Genomic DNA, 22074 nt, shown 5'->3' with positions numbered 1-22074 from the left:
CAACCGAAGTCGGAACTCAAAGTGAAGCCAGGCGTCATATAACCGTCGTTCGTCAGCAGTTACATCGTATGTGTCGGCCGCTGCGACTCGAGGCTGCCGGCCAGGTAGTTTTCGATTCGGGCACGGGTAGCCCCGCCGTCCTCGTCGCTGAATTGCACGCCGATACCCGCGGCGCGAGAACCCTCCGCACCGTTAGGGGTAATCCAGATAATCTTTCCGGCTACCGGAATCCGTTCGGGTTCATCCATAAGATTCAGCAACATGAATACTTCTTCGCCCAGACTGTAGCTGCGGTTCGTCGGAATGAACAGCCCACCGTTCTTGACGAACGGCATATAGGCGGAGTACAGAACATTTTTATCCCGAATCGTTAGAGACAGAATGCCTTGGCGTACCTTGTTTTCGCTTGCACTCATGATAGATACCAGTCCGCTTGCGGCGACTGTCCGAGTTGCGCCCAATGAATCAAAAGCTCCTCCAAAAGCAACTGGCGGTTGACTTGACCGTTCAGCGCGCGTTTTGCTTGCAGCAATAAGTCGAGGAATCCGAACAAGCTCTTCAAGTGTAGTCGACGGACCAAGGCCTGCAAGCCCTGACGCAAATCCGGGTTATCCAAACGCGGAGAGTCCGGCACGCTGCGGAGACGGATTAAGTCGATAGTCCATGAAACCATCCAGTCGACCAAATCCTCATAAGCCAAGGTCGACCACCGTTCCGCGAGAGTTATTGGCTCTTGACGTCGCAAAGCCACGTCGACGTACTCCGAAAACGCCGTCCTCCGGCGCTCCACGACGTCTGACTCGGCCAACGCCAACGCCTTTAATGGAGCATGCCTCGCAGCGGCCAGCAACACGGCTGTAGCTTCGCCGGTTCCTTGCTCCTCCAGCCATCGAGCGGCGACCGCATCGTCCGGAAGCGCGATCGGCAAACGCTGACAACGACTGAAAATAGTCGCCGGCAGGGCGGAAGGCATATCGGTCAGCAATAGCATTACCGTATTTTCACCCGGTTCCTCCAAGGTTTTCAGGAGGGCATTGGCTGCACTGATGTTCAATTGATGCGCCGCGCAAAACACGACTATGCGGTAGCCGCCGTACTGCGGCTTGAGCGAAAGGTTCGCGATCAAGTGCCGAACCGTGTCCACAGCGATAGGCTTTCCCCGCTCTGCAGGCTCTATCCTCAGGAAGTCCGGGTGGGTTCCGGCTAGAAACAACCGGCACCCGGCACAATCGCCGCAGGCAAAGATTTCCGGGTGCTTGCAAAGCAGCTTTTGGGCGAAAATCTCGGCCAGATACGTTTTCCCGATCCCGTCAACACCGTGAATCAAGAGAGCCTGTGGCAGCCTCTGAGAGGCCAGATAAGCGTTCAGCTTTTGCCATGGCTCATCGAGCCAAGGATAGAGAATGCCGCTGGACGCCGTTCCCATCAGGTCTGACGCAAAGAATCCAAATGCCTTGCGATTTCCGCCTGCACGTCCTCGAGCGGCTGAGTCGCGTCGAGTAGCTTGATGCGGTGAGGCCATTGTCTGGCCAAATCGCAATACGTTTCCCTGACCCGGGAAAAGAAAGCCGGCAGTTCGGTTTCGAAACGGTCCAGTTGGCCTCTGCCTTTAGCCCGTTGGAGGCCGACTTCCACGGGAGCGTCGAACAAAAGGGTGAGATCGGGTTCCAGCCCTTTCTGCAACCATTCTTGAAGAAATCGAATGACCGCGTTATCGATGCCGCGCCCACCGCCCTGGTACGCATAACTAGCATCGGTGAACCGATCGCAAACGATCCAGATGCCTTTGGCCAAAGCGGGCTCGATGACTTCTTCGATGTGCTGGGCGCGGGCGGCGAACATCAGCAAGAGTTCAGTCCGAGCCGACATCCCTTGAGAATCGATCACCAGCCGGCGGATGGCTTCACCTATAGGGGTGCCGCCAGGTTCGCGGGTGACGAGAAATCTAATTCCGCGCCTTTGCAAATAATCTCGGATGAACTCCAGATTGGTGGTTTTGCCTACGCCCTCCCCGCCTTCGAGGGTGATGAATTTTCCTCTAGTCATGTCGCCGCATTTGGAATTGTTCGACCGCGCGCCGATGTTCTTCCAGACTATCGGAAAAAACGTGAGTGCCGTCTCCGCGGGCGACGAAATACAAACTCTCCCCCGCAGCGGGATGCAAGGCCGCGCGGATCGAATCGCGCCCCGGATTGGCGATGGGGGTCGGCGGCAATCCCGAACGAACATAGGTGTTGTAAGGCGTATCTTTCAGCAAGTCTTCCTTCCGGATATTTCCAGTAAAGCTGTCGCCCAGACCATAAATGATCGTCGGATCCGTTTGCAGCAACATACCTTTGGCCAGACGTCGAGTGAATACGCCGGCAATAAGAGGACGCTCATCCGAACGGGCCGTTTCCTTCTCCACAATCGAAGCCACGATCAATGATTCGTAGGGCGTACCATAGGTAGTCCCTTCGGCACGATTGGCCCATTCTTCGTTCAGTACTCCCTGCATTTTTCGATAAGCCCGCTTGAGAACCTCGATATCCGAGGTGCCCTTGGTCACGAAATAAGTGTCCGGATAGAAACGTCCCTCCGGATGCTCATCGGGCGCCCCGATGATTTGCATGATCTCTTGGGGAGATTTACCCGTTGCACGTTTCTTTAGGGGGGGACTTTGATCCAATGCGCTCAAAATTTGCCGGAATGTCCAGCCTTCCACAAGCGTAATCGGGTACTGGCGGACCTTGCCCGAGACGAACAGCGCCAGTAGCTCCCGAAGCGTCGTCCCCGGCGGGATTTCGTACTCGCCATACTTCAAATGTCTGGCCGAACCGTCCAGATAGGCCCGAAATCTGAACCATACCGGGCTAGATACAATTCCCTGCTCTTTAAGTCTGGCTGTTATGCGGGCCAGGCTGTCGCCCTTAGCAATCTCGAAATAAGCTGGACTCTCGAGTCCTAGCGGCCTATCCAGCGCTGCTCGATAGTCCATCCACAACCATCCGATCAGGAAACTGGCAGCGATGACGATAATCCCGATCGCCCGTTGCACGCTGCGGCCAACTCGCTTTCCGCCTTCGTCCTTAGCCATCGATCAATCTCTTCTGTAATCGGCCCAATACCATATGTTCGATGCTCGCATCGGCGAACGGGCCATAGTCCAATTACGCAGTTTGTTAAAAATACCTCGTCGGCAGCGTAAAGTTCCTCAAGCGTAACCCGTGACTCTACGAAGTCGACCCCGTTCTCCCGAGCCGTCGCGATCGTTATGCCACGCATGACCCCGGCGACGCCGCAGCGGTCGATTTTCGGCGTGTGCAGAGTGCCGTCCTTAACCAGAAAAACATTGCTCATCGTGCCTTCGGTGACATAGCCCTCGGCATCCAGCATGATGCCTTCCCGAATCTCGTCGGCAGCCCACTCCGCACGAGCAAGGATTTGTTCCAGACGATTCATGTGTTTGATGCCGGCCAGCCGGGGGTTGATACCCAACCGGCTCCCGCAAACCCGTATCTCGACACCGACTTTCCATAATTCGGGCGGATATTCGGGCAGGGGGTGCATGCTCAGGACCCGAGTCACCCGCTGCGGTTGCGGCAGTCGGTAACCGCGGCCTCCGATACCTCGGCTGATTTGTATCTTCAACACCCCTTCCAGCTGCGTCATGCAGAGTGTCCGTACATCGGGCTCTAAACATTCGCTCCCGGGAAAAGAAATGAGAAGTCTTTGGCAGTCGCGCTCCAGACGAGCCAGGTGCAAAGCCCAAAACAAAGGGACTCCTTGACGGACGGCAATCGTGGTGAATGTCCCGTCTCCGTATTGGAAGCCACGGTCTGCCAAATCCACACAACGTGTCGGTTGGCCGTTCACTAGAGCCGTCATACACGCCGAACCCACATCATCATCTTAATCGGCCAACCCAAAAAAACCTGGTCTTAAGATAACAAAAAGCACGCTGATGCGTGCCTATATGAACGTCCAACTCTAAGCCTTTATTGACGAAGAGTTGGAGCTATCAAACGGAAATTAGTTGTACTTCTTGAAAATCAAAGTGCCGTTCGTTCCACCGAAGCCGAAAGAGTTGGACATGACGATGTCCAACCTTGCCTCACGCGCGGTGTGGGGAACATAATCGAGATCGCATTCCGGGTCCGGATTGTCTAGATTGATGGTTGGAGGAATGACTTGATCTCTGAGCGCCAGTACCGAGAATATCGCCTCGATGCCACCGGCAGCACCCAGCATATGGCCGGTCATGGATTTCGTCGAGCTGATCGGAGTACTGTAGGCATGATTTCCAAGCACGGTCTTGATCGCTCTGGTTTCCGCGATATCCCCGGCTGGAGTCGATGTTCCATGAGCATTGATGTAATCGACTTGATCGGCGTTGATGCCTGCGTCCCTCAGCGCGTTTCGCATGCAACGTGCCGCCCCCTCGCCACCTTCCGGCGGCTGAGTCATGTGATAGGCATCGGCGCTCATGCCGTAACCGATCAGTTCGGCATAAATCCTGGCACCACGCCGCTTGGCGTGTTCCAATTCCTCCAACACCAAGACCCCCGCACCGTCGCTCAATACGAAGCCATCCCGGTCTTTGTCCCAAGGACGACTGGCGTGCACCGGATCGTCATTGCGGCGGGACAAGGCCCGTGCTGACGCAAATCCTCCCAAGGAAGTCGGCGAAGTCGCCATTTCGGCACCGCCGGCAATCATGACATCAGCATCGCCGTATTGAATCACGCGGGCGGCCTCACCGATATTATGAGTGCCTGTCGTACATGCGGTAACGATAGCGAAGTTGGGGCCTTTCAATCCGTACTTGATGGATACATTGCCCGATATCATGTTGATGATGTTGCTGGGCACAAAGAACGGTGAAATTTTCCGCGGTCCGCCTCTCAAAAAGGCGCTATGTCCGCTCTCGATTCCCGTGATACCGCCGATGCCGGAACCGATGGCCACGCCGATACGTTCAGAATTTTCTTCGGCTACGTCCAGTCCAGAGTCTTCGAACGCATCGCAGCCTGCCGCAAGCCCGTAATGGATGAAAACATCCATTTTTTTGGCTTCTTTTTCGGAAATATATCGGGTGATATCGAATCCCCTGACACTCCCGCCAAAGCGGGTCGAGAAATCGGAAACGTCGAAATGCTCGATGGGCGCGATGCCGCTTTTGCCGTCAAGCACGTTTCCCCAGGAATCAGTCACCGTTAACCCGACCGGCGATACTGCGCCCAATCCGGTAACGACCACGCGCCTTCTACTCAATCTTTATTCCTTAGCGGGGTGTAAATTGACAAAGACAATCCTGCCCCGCCAAGCCGAAAACCTTGCGGGGCGGCAGGATCAAATCAGATGTGGCTTTCGATGTAGTCTATCGCTTGCTGGACAGTGGTGATCTTCTCCGCGTCTTCGTCGGGAATCTCACACTCAAATTCTTCTTCCAGGGCCATCACCAGTTCGACCGTGTCCAAGGAATCGGCGCCGAGGTCGTCGACGAAAGAAGCTTCATTGGAGACTTCTTCTTTCACGCCCAATTGCTCAGCCACGATCTTCTTAACACGCTCTGCTACATCACTCATCGTTTTATATCCTCAGCTGTTTTCTCTGGTTTTAGTGAGTCGGGAAATTTTAATTTGAAACCGGGTGAATACAAGACTTTTCTCTAAAAAGAAAACGTCGGTCGCTCAATTCATTAGCGAAAGCACGCGTCCCGGAAATGCATGAGATCATGCCATGTGCATGCCGCCGTTGACATGTATGGTTTCGCCCGTGATGTAAGCAGCGTCATCCGAACATAGAAAGGCCACCACGCCTGCCACCTCATCCGCAGATCCTAATCGCGCCAAGGGGATGTTATCCAGCAACGCTTTACGGCTTTCCTCAGGCAGCGCGCGCGTCATGTCGGTATCGATGAATCCCGGCGCCACGGCGTTGACGGTGATATTCCGTGACCCAACTTCTCTCGCGAGCGATTTGGTAAAACCGATGATACCGGCCTTGGCGGCCGCATAATTGGTTTGCCCTGCATTTCCCATCGCTCCGACGACGGAGGTAATGTTGATCATGCGTCCCTCTCGGGCTTTCATCATTCCACGCAAACCGGCTTTACACATACGGTAAACGGATGACAAATTGGTCCGGATGATGTCATCCCATTCCTCGTCTTTCATCCGCATCAGCAGGTTGTCTCGCGTTATTCCGGCGTTATTGACCAAAATGAGCGGGGCGCCGAACTCTTCGTTCACAGAGTTGAAGAATCGCTCAACCGAATCGGCCTCGGCCACGTCCAGTACCATGCCCTTGCCGCGAAATCCGCCTTCGGCCAAAGCCGCCGAGATGGCGTTGGCCCCCGACTCGGTGGTCGCCGTACCTATGACGGTATGACCATCCTTCGCCAGACGCAGAGCTATAGCACGCCCGATACCGCGACTGGCCCCGGTTACAACAGCGAATTTAGACATCATTGAACAAGCTCCAATGCTCTAATTAAGGAATCCGGATCAAAAACCGCTTCGGTTCTGCACGCCGGGACGATTCGCTTGTTCAAACCGGTCAGAACTCGACCGGGACCACATTCGACAAACCGGCTGACGCCCTGCTGAGACATGAACAGAATGGAATCGGTCCAACGAACCGGGCTGTACAGTTGCTTTTCCAAGACGGCCCGAATCACGTCGGGAGCCGAATGGGAGGCGACGTCGACGTTATGCAGCACTCCAATCGGAGGGATTTTTACCGCTATGTCGGACAGCATTTGCCTAAATTTCTCAGCGGCGCTTCTCATTAACGGACAATGGGACGGCACGCTGACCGGCAAGAGAACGGCCCGCTTGGCGCCCTCCGCTTTGCCTAGTTCAACTGCCCGCTCCACGGCAACCTTATGACCGGCAATCACGATTTGCCCAGGAGCGTTGAAATTGGCCGGTTTGACAATCTCCGTTTCGGTCGATGCTCTGCTGCAAACCTCAACGACCTGGGTGTCGTTCAATCCCAAAATAGCTGCCATCGCCCCGGTTTCGGGAGGCACCGCTTCCTGCATCAATCGTCCGCGCTCGGCCACAAGCCGAACTGCATCCTCGAAAATCAAAGCGCCGGAACACACCAATGCCGCATATTCGCCCAAGCTATGGCCGGCCATCCAGCCCGGTCTTACCGAAGTCCGTTTGGACCAAACTCGCCAGGCAGCAACATCGGCGGCCAGCATGGCCGGCTGGGTACACTGCGTCAGATTAAGTCTTTCTTCGGGACCGTTCCGCACTAAATCCCAGAGATCGTAGCCAAGCACTTCTGAAGCGGCCTGAAAGGTCGACGCAACTTCGGTATGGACCTCGGCTAGCTTCGACAACATCCCAACGGACTGGGAGCCTTGCCCCGGGAAAAGAAACGCCAAACCTTCGTCGACGAGATTCGTAGACATAAACTCCCCTAGTACCGGATGAGGGCCGAGCCCCAAGCGAAACCGCCACCGAAAGCTTCCATCAAAACCATCTGGCCTCGCTGAATTCGACCGTCGCGAATTGCTTCGTTCAAAGCGAGCGGCACCGAAGCCGCGGATGTATTGCCTTGTTTTTCGATGGTCATCACCACGCGGTCCATGGGCATATGCAGTTTTTTTGCCGTAGCGGCGATGATGCGTATATTGGCTTGATGGGGGACTAACCAGTGGATATCCGATTTCTGCAGATTGTTGGCGGCCAAGGTCTCGTCCACGATGCGTCCCAGAGTATTGACGGCGATCTTGAATACCTCGTTACCCTGCATCTTCAAGAATCGCTCGTCGCCTTCACCGCTCCCCGCACCGTTAGGGTTGGGGACGTACAGCAAATCCTGATATTGCCCATCGGAATGAATATGTGTGCTCAGGATTCCAGGCTCATCCGCCGCTTCCAGCACGACAGCCCCGGCACCGTCGCCGAAAAGAATGCAGGTTGCACGATCCGACCAGTCGACGATCCGCGAGGTTGCCTCGCTGCCTACGACGAGAACCCGACGGGCGGCTCCTGCCCTGACATACTGGTCAGCGATACTGAGCGCGTAGATAAAACCGGAGCATGCTGCCTGAACGTCGAATGCAGCGCAATCCCGGATATTTAACCTCTGTTGCAACAGGCAAGCGGTACTGGGAAAAACTCGATCCGGCGTACAAGTTGCAACGATGATGAGATCGATCGTTCCCGGTTCGATTTCTGCCGACTCCAGAGCCTGACGCGCAGCGCGCTCCGCCATGCTGGAGGCTGTTTCATGTTTTCCTGCGATGCGGCGCTCGCGAATACCGGTCCGTTCGATGATCCAAGCATCCGATGTATCGACGGTTTGAGCGATCTGTTCGTTGGTGAGAATGGTTTCGGGGAGATAGCCACCGGTTCCGAGAATCCGAGCGTACCGTCTCACGCGGTCTTCCTCTCAGCGAAAATCTCCGCTATGCGCTCGCCGATACGAGTCGGAACAGCCTTTTCAATCTCCTTCACCGCAATGCCGATGGCATTCGCGAAAGCCAAACGGTCGGCGTTACCATGACTCTTGATTACGATGCCGCGCAACCCCAAGAGGGAGGCTCCATTGTAGCGCCGATGATCGAATTGCTTCTTAAAGGAATGGAGCACCGGCATAGCCGCTAATCCGGCCAGTTTAGTGAAAAAATTCCTGCCGAATGCCTGTTTGATTGAATGATTGATCATTTTGGCGAGACCCTCGCTGGTTTTGAGCGCCACGTTGCCGACAAAGCCGTCGGTGACGACGATATCCACGTTACCCGAGTAGAGATCGTTCCCTTCGACGTAGCCGATAAAATTGATGTGGGCACCAGCCAATAGTTTTGCGGCTTCCTTAACCTGCTCGTTGCCCTTGATTTCTTCTTCGCCGATATTCAGCAATCCCACCCGCGGATGATCTTTATCCTCGACCGCGCGCACGAGCTCGTAGCCCATTACGGCAAATTGATAGAGGTGCTCGGCCGAACAATCCACATTCGCCCCGAGATCCAGCACATGGGTATGTCCTCCCATGGAGGGAACAGCAGAGATGATGGCCGGACGATCGATCCCAGGTATCGTCTTGAGAACGAATTTCGCGATCGCCATCAACGCACCGGTATTTCCGGCACTGACACAGGCATCGGCAACGCCTTCCTTGACCAGGTCAACGGCAACTCGCATGGATGAATCCTTCTTGCCGCGGAGAGCCTTCGCCGGGGACTCATGCATTTCCACCGTTTCAGACGCGTGATGAATGCGAATTCGGTCACCGAGGCGTGTTAATGCTGATCCAAGATGATGGCGCAATACGGCTTCATCACCTACAAGAATCAAATTTAAGTGAGGATTGCTTTCGGCACTGTCCAGAGCCGCCGGAACGATCACGGCGGGACCGTGATCGCCGCCCATGGCATCCAAAGCGATGGTCGGCTTCTTAATCATAGTTCTTGTTTAGTCAATCGAGCGGCAAACTCAGCAGAAACAACAATAAGGAGCCGCATCGATTCCGGCTCCCGGAGTCAATCCGAATGTCAAAGCTACTCTTCGCTAGTTTCTTCTTTGCTCGCAATCACCTTACGCCCGCGATAATACCCATCCGGGCTGACGTGATGCCGAAGATGCGTTTCACCCGTGGTAGGCTCGATGGAAAGCGCATTTGCTTTCAAAGCATCGTGCGAACGACGCATACCCCGCTTAGAACGTGTCTTACGATTTTGCTGTACGGCCATTTAAAAGCTCCTATTATCGAATAGTTTTCAGTTGCGCCAACACGGCGAAAGGATTCTCGCGGGAATCCACATTAGTAGTTTCTGTCTTAGGCGAAGCACAATGGGAGTGCTGGGGAATTGCAGGAATTGCCAGCAGCAATTCATCCGCCACTATATCCGCCAGATCAATCACACCCGTTTCGTCAAGAAGCAAGGGCTCAAGCGGTTCAGGTAGTAGATTTCCCTCATCAATGGAGCTGACGACGCCGAGGTGTACTTCGCTGTGCACCGGCCAGTCCAGAGGCCCCAGGCAACATTGGCACTCCAGCTTAAGATCGGCCTCCACCCAACCAGAAACGATTGCACGACGGCCTTCTTTCTTAAATTCAAGATCGACTTTCGCCTCAGCTTCACCATTCAGCACCATATCCTGTATACGAGAAATGGTGTTCAAAGGCATCGATCCGACGATCCGTCGCTTCTTTTCCGCGAACTCTAATGGATCTATCAAATCCGGCAAACGGTCAAGCATAATCGTGCAATGATATCGAGAAATGTCAAAAGCTGTCAAAATCGCTTCTTTAACTCTTTTTGACCCATTACGTCTTCACTCAAATCCGACCGCATGACAAAAATTGTTCTGGCATCCAGCTCGACCTATCGCCAAGACCTATTGAAAAAGCTGGGACTTGAGTTTGATTCGATCTCTCCAGGGATTAGCGAAACGCCCAAAGTCAACGAAAAGCCGGACTGCCAAGCACTGCGGCTAGCGCAGGAAAAAGCCGCTGCCGCGGCGCCCGGTTTTCCCGACGCCCTGATAATCGGCTCCGATCAAGTAGCCGTTCTATGCGGAAAACAGTTGGTCAAACCGATGACCCGTGATAACGCCATCCGGCAACTTCGTGCGGCTTCCGGCCGATGCGTTGCGTTTTACACCGCCGTATGCGTCCTAAACACCGCCACGGGAGATATGAAAGCCGAAGTCGACCGCTGCTTGGTTCACTTTCGAGAATTGAGTGACAAGGAAATCGAACGTTATGTAGACCGAGAACAGCCTTTCGATTGTGCTGGAGGATTCAAGTCCGAAGGCTTGGGCATCGTGCTATTTGAAAGGTTCGAAGGCGAAGACCCCAACGCACTGGTTGGGCTTCCATTGATTCGGCTCGCCCGCCTACTGGAAAGCTTCGGGGTTCAGGTAATCTGAATCAATGGCGCACGTAAACATCCGGCATGAACACGGCAGCGGTATCGCTGAGTTTCTCGGTTGCCTTGGACATCACATTTATTATTTGGGTCTCGTCCAAACGTATAGCAGAGGCGACTTCATCAGGAATCGCCCTAAGCACACCTTGGATCGGAAAACCGAGTAATGACACAGTTTTCAGTTGATTGGCGAGGTATAACAGGCTGGCTTCCAAACGATAGTCCTCGGCCTGTTCTGGCTCCAAATGCCAACGAATCCCTTCCTGCAAGGCCGATGGCATTTTCCACGCCTTGGCTAATGCCGCACCGATCTCGGCATAGGTAAAACCGAGAAGCTCCTTTTCCAAACCCGGAATCAACCGATCGTCACCTGCCGCAGACAAAAGAATTCCCCGTGCCTTATCCGGCAAGCGCATGTAGATAATCAGCGCACCGATACGATGCAACAGCCCGGCAACAAACAAGCGTTCGCTGTGCAAAACGGAAGCTTCCTTGGCCAACAGACGCGCAATCACGCCACAATAGAGGCTGTTCAACCAAAAATCGTTCATGTTGACCAGACAAGTCGGGATCTTGCGAAATCCATGAATGACAGAGGTTGTTAGCGCCAAACCATACAGTGCGTCGGCACCGACCATTCCAACCGCACGAGTAATGGTCTCGATACGCCCCGACAAACCGTAATAAGGGCTATTGACGATTTTCAGCAACCGCGCCGCAAGAGCGGGATCCTGGCCAATCGCTTCCGCAACTTCTCCGATCGTAAAGTCTTCACGTTCGAGAACGGTCGAAATCCGCGCCACCGCGACTGGCGGGGATACCAATTGAGGCGCCCCCATGACGAGGGCTTCCGGCGTTTCGGCTGCAAACATCAATTCAATCGGTTGTAATAATTGAGGACACGGGTCACATACGCCTGAGTTTCTTGAAAGGGAGGCACCTTATTTCCATATTTGATAACGTTGTTTTCCCCGGCATTGTAAGCCGCCACGGCGAGTCTAACGTCGGATTGAAACATGTCGATCAGCTCGCTTAGGTACCTTGCACCTCCTTCTATGTTTTCGCTCGGATCATAACGATCACGAACACCGTAGCGAGCGGCCGTTTCGGGCATGAGCTGCATCAGACCGACCGCGCCTTTGCTGGATATTGCTCCAGGGTTATAGGAGGACTCGGCACGGATAACGGCATGCAGCAATGCCGGATCAAGGCTGTACTTGCTGGCTGCCGCATCGATCAATGACGCAAATTGTCTACGATTTTTATCGGAGAATCTGGAGCCGGTCGGCCATTTTTTCGAGGTCCGAGAGAGCGAAAATGCGGCAGGCGACTTGATGATCAGCTGATAGCCCGAGTGTTTCGGATTGTCCGTATAAAAGACATGTCCGGCGCTATCCACATATTTGTAAACATCCGCAGCGGCCGAACCCGAACAAAGAAAGAAAAAAAGTGCCAACGAGCGTCTTATTTTTGATGGTCTAATCATCGTTCTTCCGCCTGTTGATCGTCACCCTATCGACAGACGAAAGTTTTGCACGAATCTGTTTTTTTGCAACTCGGCAAGGCCATTGCGCCTGCCGCGTCAAACATCAGGGCGGCAAACCTGCGACCCGCTTCGCTCCGCAGGACATCTACCCCGGCAAGGGCTTGATCAATCCTGCCGCTTTTTTCGCTCGTTCTCGGGCTTCTTCGATGGAGTTACCGGCGGCTAAAGCCACGCCGACTCGGCGGCGCGGATATGAAATCGGCTTGCCGAACAGCCGGATTTCGGTTTCGGGAACGGAAAGCGCATCGCCGACTCCCTCAAACGCGATGCCCTCGCCTTCGATCTGGCCGTAAATCACAGCGCTGGCCCCCGGATTGCGGAGACCGGTCGAAACGGGAAATCCCAGTATGGCTCGGGCATGCAGCTCGAATTCGCTCTGTGCCTGGGTAATCATGGTTACCATGCCCGTGTCATGAGGCCTCGGACTGACTTCGCTGAACCAAACCCGATCGCCTTTGACGAACAATTCCACACCGAAAAGACCACGCCCACCGAGACGCCCCGTCACCGCCGTGGCGATGCGTCTAGCCTCCATCAAAGCGGCTGCACTCATGCGCTGTGGCTGCCAACTCTCTACGTAGTCGCCATGTTCCTGCCGGTGACCGATAGGCTCGCAAAAATAAGTCTCCTCTCCACCGTGGCCATCGCTGGCTCGCACCGTAAGCAAGGTAATTTCGTAATCGAATTCAATTTTGCCTTCTACGATGACTTTGGCATCCTTGACTCGCCCTCCTGATTGCGCGTACTCCCAAGCCTTTTCCACATCGACCTCGCTGCGCAGCAGCGATTGCCCTTTACCCGAAGAGGACATCACGGGCTTGACAAAGCAGGGATAGCCGATCGTTTGAACGGCTGTCCTCAGCGAATCTAAAGAATCGGCAAAAGCATAGGGCGAGGTGGGCAAACCGAGCTCTTCCGCAGCAAGGCGGCGAATCCCCTCACGATTCATGGTCAAGCAGACCGCGCGCGCCGTAGGAATCACGACCGCCGCACCGGTCTGCTCAATCTCGGCCAAGGCCTCCGTGGCGATCGCCTCGATTTCCGGCACGATGATGTCCGGTCTTTCCATTTCCACCAGCCGCTTTATAGCTTCTCCATCAGTCATGTCTATCATGTGGGCACAATGCGCCACGTGCTGGGCGGGCGCATTGGGATAACGATCCACGGCCACGACTTCGACGCCGTAGCGTTGCAGAGCGATCGCGACTTCCTTGCCGAGTTCGCCGCTACCCAGAAGCATGACGCGCGTGGCGCTACGTGTCAGTGCGGTACCTATTTTCATGACTGGCTCCTTTCGATGGATCGGCTGCATATGCGTTTATTCATTAAGACCGTTCTCCGGCATTCAAATCACAGCCTCTTACCTACACCGTATCCACCTTGCCTGGATATGCAGCATGTCCGGCGAAGAGACTGATATTCCAGTCCAACGCGAACGACTTCGGGTCTAAGGTCTCACGTCCGAGGCCAGAGCTGTTTCCACGCCTCGTCCAATCGCTTCGCGGACACGGGATACGGCGTCTTTAACATCTGAGCGAAGAGCGAAACGCGGAACTCTTCCAAGCTCCAGCGATAGGCGTCGCGCTCAGGAAGCAAACGCCCTTTGGCCGCCTTGATGACGCTCCAATAGCGCGCCCAAAGGGGCGCAAGCTCATTGTACTGCTTCTGGTCGCGAACGGAGTCTTGCGCAGATTTCTCCAGACGATGCAATATCGCCTTGAGGTAACGAGGCATTTCCTTGATCTGCGCATATGGAGTCGTAACCAAGAATCCCGCGTAAACAAGCAATCCCACTTGTTCCTGCATATCCTGCGTGGCTGCATTGGCCGGCCTAGTCTTCAGTTTGGCCTGCACCTCGCCATATAGTTGAAGCACGGTCTGAGCTATGCGCGCCATTTCGTCCGCCTTTAGGACCAGCTCAGTTTTCTGATCTCTAAGCCGCTTCTCGAATTGATCGGCGCTACGGATATCTGGCTGCCCTTCCAAGAACAACGCCCCCATGAGCCGGTCCAAAAGATCCTCGCGCAGCTCGCGCCCGGTTTTCAATTCGGAATAGAGGAACGGATGCGCAGGCACTTGCCGGTATAAGAACTCCGCTTGCGCATTGACTGCAAGATTCTTTAAATACTTGAGCTCCTTGGCCAAAGCGAAGCGGAACAGGCGTGCCAGTCCCAGTTCCTGCTGCCGCGCCGCTTCGTCCGGAGTATCGAATACCCTAACGCCCACGTTCTCCCCTTCGTCGACCACCGCTGGAAAGCCATAGATCGTCTGGCCATCGTGTTGGCCGTCGAAACATTGAGGCAGTTCACCGAAACTCCAACTTTTGCAGCCGGTATGCAGGTAGGCCTGCCGAGCCAGTTGCTGAAAGTTCTTGCCGGCGTCGGCGGAGTGGCGGATCTTGAGTTCCTTGAGATCGCGGGAACGATCGACGACGGCATTGAATTCATCCACTACGGCGAAATTCATGCGAAGGTGCGCCGGCAGCACGTCTTCTCGGAAGGAATCGGGCGACACGGCAATACCGCCGGTCTTTTTCAATGCCGACGAAAGCTGGGCGCAGAACGAACCATGACCGTAGTCCAGCATCGGCAAAACCCAGTCGGCGTGGTCCGGCGCGGGCACGAAATGGATACGCAAAGTCTTGGGCAGGGACTTGATGAGAGCAATGGTCTTCTCCCGGAGCAGCCCTGGTACCAGCCAGCGGAACGGCTCGGGATCGAGCTGGTTCAGGAGATGCAACGGCACGATGGCCGTGACGCCGTCGTCCTCGTGTCCCGGTTCGAATCGGTACTGCAACTGAAACCGCAACGGCCCTACCTGAAAGTGATCGGGGAAATTCCTGGCATCCAGCGAACTGTCTTCCTTCGCGGTAATGTCGTCTCGGCTGAGTTTGAGAATATCGGGTTTGCGCGCCTCCGCTGCCTTACGCCAACGTTCGAAGGTCACGCCGTTAACCACGTCCTGCGGAATCCGTTCGTCAAACCAGCGGAACAGCCAATCCTCGTCCACCAGCAAATCCGCGCGCCGGCCCTTGTGCTGGAGATAATCAGCCTCTTCCAAAAGTTTCAGATTGTGCAGGAAAAACGGGGCCTTGCTGTCGTAATCCATGTGCACCAGGGCGTGGCGGATGAACATCTCGCGGGCCGCCTGTGGATTGATCCTCTCGTACGGAATCTTGCGTCCCGCCTGAATGACGAGTCCGAACAGCGTGGTACGTTCATACACCGCCGCGCGTGCCGCCTTGCGTTCCCAGTGCGGATCGTAGTGTTGTTGCTTGACGAGATGGGCGCCGACCTTCTCGATCCACTCCGGCTCGATCTTGGCCACGGTGCGGGCGTAAACTTTTGTGGTCTCCACCTGCTCGGCCGACATGATCCACTTGGGTTTGGCCTTGAACAGAAAAGAGCCGGGATGGATGAACAGCTTGGTACCCCTCGTCGCGACATATTCGTTCTGCTCCTGCTTGAGACAGACATTGGACAGCAGACCCGAAAGCAGTGCCCTATGAATTTCGCCGTATTCGCCCGGCGCCTGGTTCAATTTCAAGTCCAGCTCGCCCTTCACCACCTCCATGATTTGCGCGTGGATATCGTGCCATTCCGTCATTCGCACGTAAGACAGAAAGTTGTCCCGACACCATTGGCGTAGCTTGGATTTCGACAAATGCTTTTTCTGCTCCTCGAACTCGTTCCATAGCTTCAGGAAGGACAGAAAATCCGACATATCATCCCGGAACTTGGCGTGCTTCTGATCAGCATTCGAAGCCTGGTCGGCGGGGCGCTCGCGGGAATCCGGCACGCTCAGGGCAGCGACGATGATTGCGATCTCGCTCAGGCAATGCTCGCCCGCCCCGGCCAACAGCATACGCCCGAGTTTGGGATCCACGGGCAGCTTCGCGAGCTTGCGGCCGATATCCGTGATCTGCCCGCGCTCGTCCAGAGCGTTGACCTCTTGCAAAGTTCGAAGACCGTCGCGGATCAGCCGCGCATCGGGCGGCTCAACAAACGGAAATTTGGAAATATCTCCCAGCTTGAGGGCGTGCATCTGCAGAATGACCGCCGCCAGATTGGTGCGGAGAATTTCCGGATCGGTGAATTCGGACCGGTTGAGAAAATCCTGTTCGGAATACAATCGAATCGTTATCCCCGGGCCGACCCGTCCGCAGCGGCCGGATCGCTGGTTGGCCGAAGCACGGGAGACTTTCTCGATCGGCAGTCGCTGCAGCTTGCTGCGGTGACTGTACCGACTGATGCGGGCGTAGCCCGTATCGATAACCGAGCGGATGCCGGGCACGGTGAGAGAAGTTTCCGCCACGTTGGTCGCCAGCACGATGCGACGCGTACCCGAAGGCTTGAACACCCGTTCCTGCTCGGACTGGGACAGACGCGAGTACAGCGGCAGGATTTCACATTTTGACGGGTGATGTTTCCGCAACGACTCGGCGGTTTCGCGAATTTCGCGCTCGCCGCTCAGGAAGATGAGGATATCCCCGGGCTGCTCCCGCCACAGTTCGTCCACGGCGTTGAGTATAGCCGTCTGCTCGGCGCGGTCGGTCTCGTCGCCCTCCTCGACTTCTACCGGCCGATGACGGATGTCTACCGGATAAGTTCGACCAGAGACGTTGATGATGGGCGCATGACCAAAATGCTGTGAGAAGCGTTCTGGATCGATGGTGGCGGAAGTGATGATGAGCTTCAGGTCCGGACGTTTGGGCAGCAACCATTTGAGATAGCCGAGCAGAAAATCGATATTGAGGCTCCGCTCGTGCGCCTCGTCCACGATCAAAGTGTCATACTGATCGAGAAAGCGATCGTGCTGAGTCTCGGCCAGCAGAATGCCGTCGGTCATCAGCTTGATCAAGCTTTCCGGCCGGGTGTGATCTTGGAATCGAACCTTATAGCCGACTGCCTGCCCCAAGGGCTGTTTGAGCTCCTCGGCAATCCGAGCGGCAACGGTACGGGCCGCGATGCGGCGAGGCTGGGTGTGACCGATGTAACCGGAGACGCCTCGGCCGGCCTCAAGACAGATTTTCGGCAATTGGGTCGTTTTGCCCGACCCCGTTTCTCCGCAAACGACGACGACCTGATGATTGCGAACGCTTTCGAGGATCTCGGCTTTTCGTTCGACAACCGGAAGTTCGTGCGGATAATCAAGTACCGGAATGGCGTCTGCTCGAAGCCGCCTTTGTGCTACGGACTGGTCAATCGAGTCCTGAAGTGCCTGTAACTGATCCGTAGCGGCTTGGTCTTGGCGTATATCCGCCAGCAAACGTGAAAGCCTCTTTCCGAGGCGGTAGCGATCCTTGCGAAGGCAAAGTTCGAGGTTCCGTTCGAGTTGTTTGAAGATTTCCTGCATTGAGGGATTGATGAATACGCTTGATTCCACGGTGGTTAAGAGCCGACTGTTTTAATCAAAGCGGCAAGCGCCGCCGCAATCGCCAAATCGCATAGCTTATTGCCAGCCCGGCATAAGCAGCCAGAATAAGCAAGTGTTTCAAAATGTCTTGAGAAATTCGCCCGGATAGCAGCGTTCGTATAATCTCAACAACGTGTTGAAGGGGACGCCAGGCACTCGCGAGTTGAACCGGCTCCGGCAGCGTGGCGAAAGGGAAAAAACCCACTGTAGAAAGAATTCCTGCATTGAGAAACGCCAGGTACGATAATCCTTCAATTTCCCCGATAAAGGCCCCGAGACCATATCCCAGCGCAAATAGATAAAATATTGGTTCGGCGAATCCTCCCAAGAGGTACGTATCGACTTGCGCGATACCAGAGCGTTGCGCCGCCATACTGCAACCCAGCGGCATAACGCATCAATCATCTCGTAACTCCCTCCCTGTCAGCTTCAGAAACACATCTTCCAAATTTGATGGGCGATCGGAATAGCGTATGCCTACTCTTTCGTCCAAAGAGCGAACCAAACCCTCCAGATTTTCGCCGTAGTAGAAAAAAGTTTCCCCGACTTGCTCGAAACGGATGTCCTCCTGCAACGGCTGGCTGCGATGCCACGAGAAAACATCGCCTCCATAAACTTCCAACACTCTTGGTTCGATTCTTGAGTGAGGCGACCGGCGTTTGGTCAGTCCGAATCTGACCGTGATCCATCAAAATAATGCGGCTACAGAGACGCTCCGCCTCGTCCATATAATGTGTTGTGGGTACGATCGTCAGCCCGTCTTTCTGAAGCTGTCTCGACATTTGCCAGATATTCTGGCGGATCTGAGGATCAAGTTCGGTGGCGGGCTCATCAAGAATTAGAAGTTCCTGCCGATTGATCAGCGCCCGAGCAATGGATAGACGCCGCCTCATCCCGCCTGAAAGTTGGTTGATTCGATAATGTGCCTTATTTTCAAGTGCCGCCAGGGACAGGAGAAACGGTATCCGCGCATTGATTTCGGCACGCTTCAGACCGAAATATTGACCGTACACCATCAAGTTCTCGATCACAGTAAAATCCGGATCGAGGTTATCCACTTGTGGCACAATTCCAATCCTGCGCCGCATTTGCCGGGCACGAGCTGAAATTGAAAACCCCAAGACCCGCAGCGGTCCGGAGGTCGGAGGAACATTACCCACTAGCATCTTGAGAGTCGTCGTTTTCCCGGCGCCGTTAGGCCCTAGAATTCCACAGAGCTCTCCGCGAAAGATCGAAAAGGAAATATGGTCGACTACACTCATTCCTCCATAGGACTTTGTCAGCTGGCTAGCGAAAATAACGACATCGGACTTATGCGTCACAGTCACGCAGGCAATTATCCGGAGAGTGTTTCTGATCTGGACAAGATCGGGTGGCAGTATTTGCCGAATTATACCGGAGTAAAAGCTTGGATCGCGCTTGAGGTTGCTATTGGCAGATCGGGACAACAGAATAAAGCCCCGGACGCCTTTTAGGCGACGGGGCTTTGGGTAAGAGGTGCCTGGCGGTGACCTACTTTCGCACAGGGATCTGCACTATCATCGGCGCTGAGCGGTTTCACTTCCGAGGTCGGGATGGGGTCGGGTGGTTCCCGCTCGCTCTGGCCACCAGGCAAAACTGGTTTTGAGTCGAGCTCTTATTTTTAGCTCTTCACTCGGACAACGTACACGGCGTTTGTGTCATCACCCAAACGGTTTGGGTGTTATATGGTCAAGCCTCACGGGCCATTAGTATGGGTTAGCTTCAGCCATTACTGACCGTCCACACCCCACCTATCAACCTGGTGGTCTTCCAGGGCCCTTCAGGGGACTCGCAGTCCCAGGGAGATCTCATCTTGGGAGGGGCTTCCCGCTTAGATGCTTTCAGCGGTTATCCTGTCCGAACATAGCTACCCGGCTGTGCCACTGGCGTGACAACCGGAACACCAGAGGTTCGTTCACTCCGGTCCTCTCGTACTAGGAGCAACTTCCCTCAAATCTCCAACGCCCACGGCAGATAGGGACCGAACTGTCTCACGACGTTCTAAACCCAGCTCGCGTACCACTTTAAATGGCGAACAGCCATACCCTTGGGACCGGCTACAGCCCCAGGATGTGATGAGCCGACATCGAGGTGCCAAACACCGCCGTCGATATGAACTCTTGGGCGGTATCAGCCTGTTATCCCCGGAGTACCTTTTATCCGTTGAGCGATGGCCCTTCCATACAGAACCACCGGATCACTAGGACCTACTTTCGTACCTGCTCGACGTGTTTGTCTCGCAGTCAAGCGCGCTTTTGCCCTTACACTCTGTGCACGATTTCCGACCGTGCTGAGCGCACCTTCGTGCTCCTCCGTTACGCTTTGGGAGGAGACCGCCCCAGTCAAACTACCCACCATACACGGTCCCCGATCCGGATCACGGACCTGGGTTAGAACTCCAAATTCACCAGGGTGGTATTTCAAGGTTGGCTCCACCGGAACTGGCGTCCCGGCTTCATAGCCTCCCACCTATCCTACACAAGCGAATTCAAAGTCCAGTGTAAAGCTGTAGTAAAGGTTCACGGGGTCTTTCCGTCTAGCCGCGGGTACACTGCATCTTCACAGCAAGTTCAATTTCACTGAGTCTCGGGTGGAGACAGTGTGGCCATCGTTACGCCATTCGTGCAGGTCGGAACTTACCCGACAAGGAATTTCGCTACCTTAGGACCGTTATAGTTACGGCCGCCGTTTACCGGGGCTTCGATCAAGAGCTTCGCTTGCGCTGACCCCATCAATTAACCTTCCGGCACCGGGCAGGCGTCACACCCTATACGTCCTCTTTCGAGTTTGCAGAGTGCTGTGTTTTTATTAAACAGTCGCAGCCACCGTTTCACTGCAACCCCCTTCCGCTCCATGAGCAAGTCACTTCACGTACCAGGGGCGTACCTTCTCCCGAAGTTACGGTACCATTTTGCCTAGTTCCTTCACCCGAGTTCTCTCAAGCGCCTTAGAATTTTCATCCTGCCCACCTGTGTCGGTTTTGGTACGGCCAGATGTAACCTGAAGCTTAGAGGTTTTTCTTGGAAGCGTGGCATCAATCACTTCGGTCTTGGCGAACCAAGACACCGTCATCACGTCTCGACATTGACCCTCCGGATTTGCCTAAAGGATCTGCCTACTCGCTTAAACCGGGACGTCCAACACCCGGCTGACCTAGCCTTCTCCGTCACCCCATCGCAGTTACACCCGGTACCGGAATATTAACCGGTTTTCCATCGACTACGCCTTTCGGCCTCGCCTTAGGTGCCGACTAACCCTGCGCCGATTAACGTTGCGCAGGAAACCTTGGGCTTTCGGCGTGCGGGTTTTTCACCCGCATTATCGTTACTCATGTCAGCATTCGCACTTCCGATACCTCCAGCCAACCTTACGATTGACCTTCACAGGCCTACGGAACGCTCCTCTACCACTCAGCTTTCGCTGAATCCGCAGCTTCGGTACATGGCTTAGCCCCGTTGAATCTTCCGCGCAGGCCGACTCGACCAGTGAGCTATTACGCTTTCTTTAAAGGATGGCTGCTTCTAAGCCAACCTCCTGGCTGTCTGGGCCTTCCCACATCGTTTTCCACTGAGCCATGATTTGGGGACCTTAGCTGGCGGTCTGGGTTGTTTCCCTTTTGACGACGAACGTTATCACCCGCCGTCTGTCTCCCGTGCTGCACTTTCCGGTATTCGGAGTTTGCATCGGTTTGGTAGATCTAGACGACCCCCTAGCCGAAACAGTGCTCTACCCCCGGAAGTGATACACGAGGCGCTACCTAAATAGCTTTCGAGGAGAACCAGCTATCTCCGAGCTTGTTTAGCCTTTCACTCCTAGCCACAGCTCATCCGAATCTTTTTCAACAGATCCCGGTTCGGCCCTCCAGCGCGTGTTACCGCACCTTCAGCCTGGCCATGGCTAGCTCGCCCGGTTTCGGGTCTACTCCCAGCGACTTAACGCCCTATTCAGACTCGCTTTCGCTACGCCTCCCCTAGTCGGTTAAGCTCGCCACTGAAAGTAACTCGCTGACCCATTATACAAAAGGTACGCAGTCACACCCCGAAGGGTGCTCCCACTGCTTGTACGCATACGGTTTCAGGTTCTATTTCACTCCGATCACCTCGGTTCTTTTCGCCTTTCCCTCACGGTACTGGTTCACTATCGGTCGGTGAGTAGTATTTAGCCTTGGAGGATGGTCCCCCCATGTTCAGACAGGGTTTCACGTGCCCCGCCTTACTCG

Annotated in this window: 21 protein-coding genes and 2 rRNA genes (1 of these 23 running past the window's edge); 2 read left to right on the top strand and 21 right to left on the bottom strand. The window is 54.9% G+C overall.

What is annotated here, in order from left to right:
- Window positions 1-59 precede the first annotated feature (59 nt).
- The 13 genes from ACWJJK_RS04655 to ACWJJK_RS04595 form a co-directional block, all read right to left on the bottom strand.
- The gene (locus ACWJJK_RS04655; protein ID WP_077729288.1) at window positions 60-416 is read right to left on the bottom strand and encodes a PilZ domain-containing protein; all 357 of its coding nucleotides are present in this window, start codon (window positions 414-416) and stop codon (window positions 60-62) included.
- On the bottom strand, window positions 413-1426 hold the full coding sequence (locus tag ACWJJK_RS04650) for a DNA polymerase III subunit delta' (protein ID WP_168183710.1): 1014 nt from the start codon (window positions 1424-1426) through the stop codon (window positions 413-415). Before ACWJJK_RS04650 ends, ACWJJK_RS04655 begins: the two co-directional genes overlap by 4 nt.
- Complete coding sequence (gene tmk / locus ACWJJK_RS04645; RefSeq protein ID WP_086133096.1) at window positions 1426-2046, bottom strand: dTMP kinase; 621 nt, start codon at window positions 2044-2046, stop codon at window positions 1426-1428. The genes ACWJJK_RS04650 and tmk overlap by 1 nt, the downstream gene beginning before the upstream one ends.
- A complete protein-coding gene (gene mltG / locus ACWJJK_RS04640) occupies window positions 2039-3076 on the bottom strand; it encodes an endolytic transglycosylase MltG (protein WP_143735100.1) in 1038 nt (345 codons plus the stop codon). The genes tmk and mltG overlap by 8 nt, the downstream gene beginning before the upstream one ends.
- Window positions 2992-3867, bottom strand: coding sequence for an aminodeoxychorismate lyase (pabC, locus tag ACWJJK_RS04635; RefSeq protein ID WP_156880643.1), 876 nt, complete (start codon window positions 3865-3867; stop codon window positions 2992-2994). Before pabC ends, mltG begins: the two co-directional genes overlap by 85 nt.
- A 144-nt stretch (window positions 3868-4011) precedes the next feature.
- A complete protein-coding gene (gene fabF, locus ACWJJK_RS04630; RefSeq protein ID WP_086133094.1) occupies window positions 4012-5253 on the bottom strand; it encodes a beta-ketoacyl-ACP synthase II in 1242 nt (413 codons plus the stop codon).
- Between the two features lie 83 nt (window positions 5254-5336).
- Window positions 5337-5567, bottom strand: a complete 231-nt coding sequence (gene acpP / locus ACWJJK_RS04625; protein WP_026609307.1) for an acyl carrier protein — start codon at window positions 5565-5567, stop codon at window positions 5337-5339.
- A 147-nt stretch (window positions 5568-5714) separates the two neighbouring features.
- On the bottom strand, window positions 5715-6452 hold the full coding sequence (gene fabG, locus ACWJJK_RS04620) for a 3-oxoacyl-ACP reductase FabG (protein WP_156880642.1): 738 nt from the start codon (window positions 6450-6452) through the stop codon (window positions 5715-5717).
- Window positions 6449-7405 carry an ACP S-malonyltransferase gene (gene fabD, locus ACWJJK_RS04615; protein WP_077729281.1) on the bottom strand — a complete coding sequence of 319 codons (957 nt, stop codon included), beginning with the start codon at window positions 7403-7405 and terminating at the stop codon, window positions 6449-6451. Before fabD ends, fabG begins: the two co-directional genes overlap by 4 nt.
- Window positions 7406-7413: 8 nt before the next feature.
- Entirely contained in the window at window positions 7414-8379 is a 966-nt protein-coding gene (locus tag ACWJJK_RS04610; protein WP_454128698.1) for a beta-ketoacyl-ACP synthase III, read from the bottom strand.
- Window positions 8376-9404: a phosphate acyltransferase PlsX gene (gene plsX, locus ACWJJK_RS04605; RefSeq protein WP_454128697.1), complete on the bottom strand. Its 1029-nt coding sequence runs from the start codon at window positions 9402-9404 to the stop codon at window positions 8376-8378. The genes ACWJJK_RS04610 and plsX overlap by 4 nt, the downstream gene beginning before the upstream one ends.
- Window positions 9405-9499: 95 nt before the next feature.
- On the bottom strand, window positions 9500-9691 hold the full coding sequence (rpmF, locus tag ACWJJK_RS04600) for a 50S ribosomal protein L32 (RefSeq protein WP_454128696.1): 192 nt from the start codon (window positions 9689-9691) through the stop codon (window positions 9500-9502).
- A 13-nt stretch (window positions 9692-9704) separates the two neighbouring features.
- Window positions 9705-10241, bottom strand: a complete 537-nt coding sequence (locus ACWJJK_RS04595; protein ID WP_454128695.1) for a YceD family protein — start codon at window positions 10239-10241, stop codon at window positions 9705-9707.
- Between the two features lie 54 nt (window positions 10242-10295).
- On the opposite strand from ACWJJK_RS04595, the gene ACWJJK_RS04590 reads away from it, so the two are divergent.
- A complete protein-coding gene (locus ACWJJK_RS04590) occupies window positions 10296-10874 on the top strand; it encodes a Maf family protein (protein WP_454128694.1) in 579 nt (192 codons plus the stop codon).
- A 1-nt stretch (window position 10875) separates the two neighbouring features.
- Here ACWJJK_RS04590 and ACWJJK_RS04585 read toward each other — a convergent pair whose 3' ends face one another.
- From ACWJJK_RS04585 to ACWJJK_RS04560, 6 genes are all read right to left on the bottom strand, one after another.
- Entirely contained in the window at window positions 10876-11745 is an 870-nt protein-coding gene (locus ACWJJK_RS04585; RefSeq protein ID WP_454128693.1) for an HDOD domain-containing protein, read from the bottom strand.
- Complete coding sequence (locus ACWJJK_RS04580) at window positions 11745-12359, bottom strand: lytic transglycosylase domain-containing protein (protein WP_077729274.1); 615 nt, start codon at window positions 12357-12359, stop codon at window positions 11745-11747. The genes ACWJJK_RS04585 and ACWJJK_RS04580 overlap by 1 nt, the downstream gene beginning before the upstream one ends.
- 145 nt (window positions 12360-12504) lie before the next feature.
- Window positions 12505-13701 carry a formate-dependent phosphoribosylglycinamide formyltransferase gene (gene purT, locus ACWJJK_RS04575; protein ID WP_454128692.1) on the bottom strand — a complete coding sequence of 399 codons (1197 nt, stop codon included), beginning with the start codon at window positions 13699-13701 and terminating at the stop codon, window positions 12505-12507.
- Between the two features lie 173 nt (window positions 13702-13874).
- The gene (hrpA, locus tag ACWJJK_RS04570) at window positions 13875-17774 is read right to left on the bottom strand and encodes an ATP-dependent RNA helicase HrpA (RefSeq protein WP_454128691.1); all 3900 of its coding nucleotides are present in this window, start codon (window positions 17772-17774) and stop codon (window positions 13875-13877) included.
- Between the two features lie 55 nt (window positions 17775-17829).
- The gene (locus ACWJJK_RS04565; protein ID WP_454128690.1) at window positions 17830-18207 is read right to left on the bottom strand and encodes a hypothetical protein; all 378 of its coding nucleotides are present in this window, start codon (window positions 18205-18207) and stop codon (window positions 17830-17832) included.
- Between the two features lie 28 nt (window positions 18208-18235).
- A complete protein-coding gene (locus ACWJJK_RS04560) occupies window positions 18236-19096 on the bottom strand; it encodes an ABC transporter ATP-binding protein (RefSeq protein WP_454128689.1) in 861 nt (286 codons plus the stop codon).
- Between ACWJJK_RS04560 and ACWJJK_RS04555 the strand changes: the two genes are divergently transcribed.
- On the top strand, window positions 19079-19309 hold the full coding sequence (locus ACWJJK_RS04555) for a hypothetical protein (RefSeq protein ID WP_454129067.1): 231 nt from the start codon (window positions 19079-19081) through the stop codon (window positions 19307-19309). The two genes, ACWJJK_RS04560 and ACWJJK_RS04555, sit on opposite strands and share 18 nt — an antisense overlap.
- 24 nt (window positions 19310-19333) lie before the next feature.
- On the opposite strand, the gene rrf is transcribed toward ACWJJK_RS04555, so the two are convergent.
- Both rrf and ACWJJK_RS04545 read right to left on the bottom strand, forming a co-directional pair.
- Window positions 19334-19446 (bottom strand): 5S ribosomal RNA (gene rrf, locus ACWJJK_RS04550).
- A 94-nt stretch (window positions 19447-19540) separates the two neighbouring features.
- Window positions 19541-22074: ribosomal RNA gene (locus ACWJJK_RS04545) — 23S ribosomal RNA — on the bottom strand; it runs 357 nt beyond the window's last position.

The sequence above is a fragment of the Methylocaldum gracile genome (genome assembly GCF_053646815.1).
Note: the sequence above shows the minus strand (reverse complement) of the source record. Positions and strands in the feature narration are given on the sequence as shown.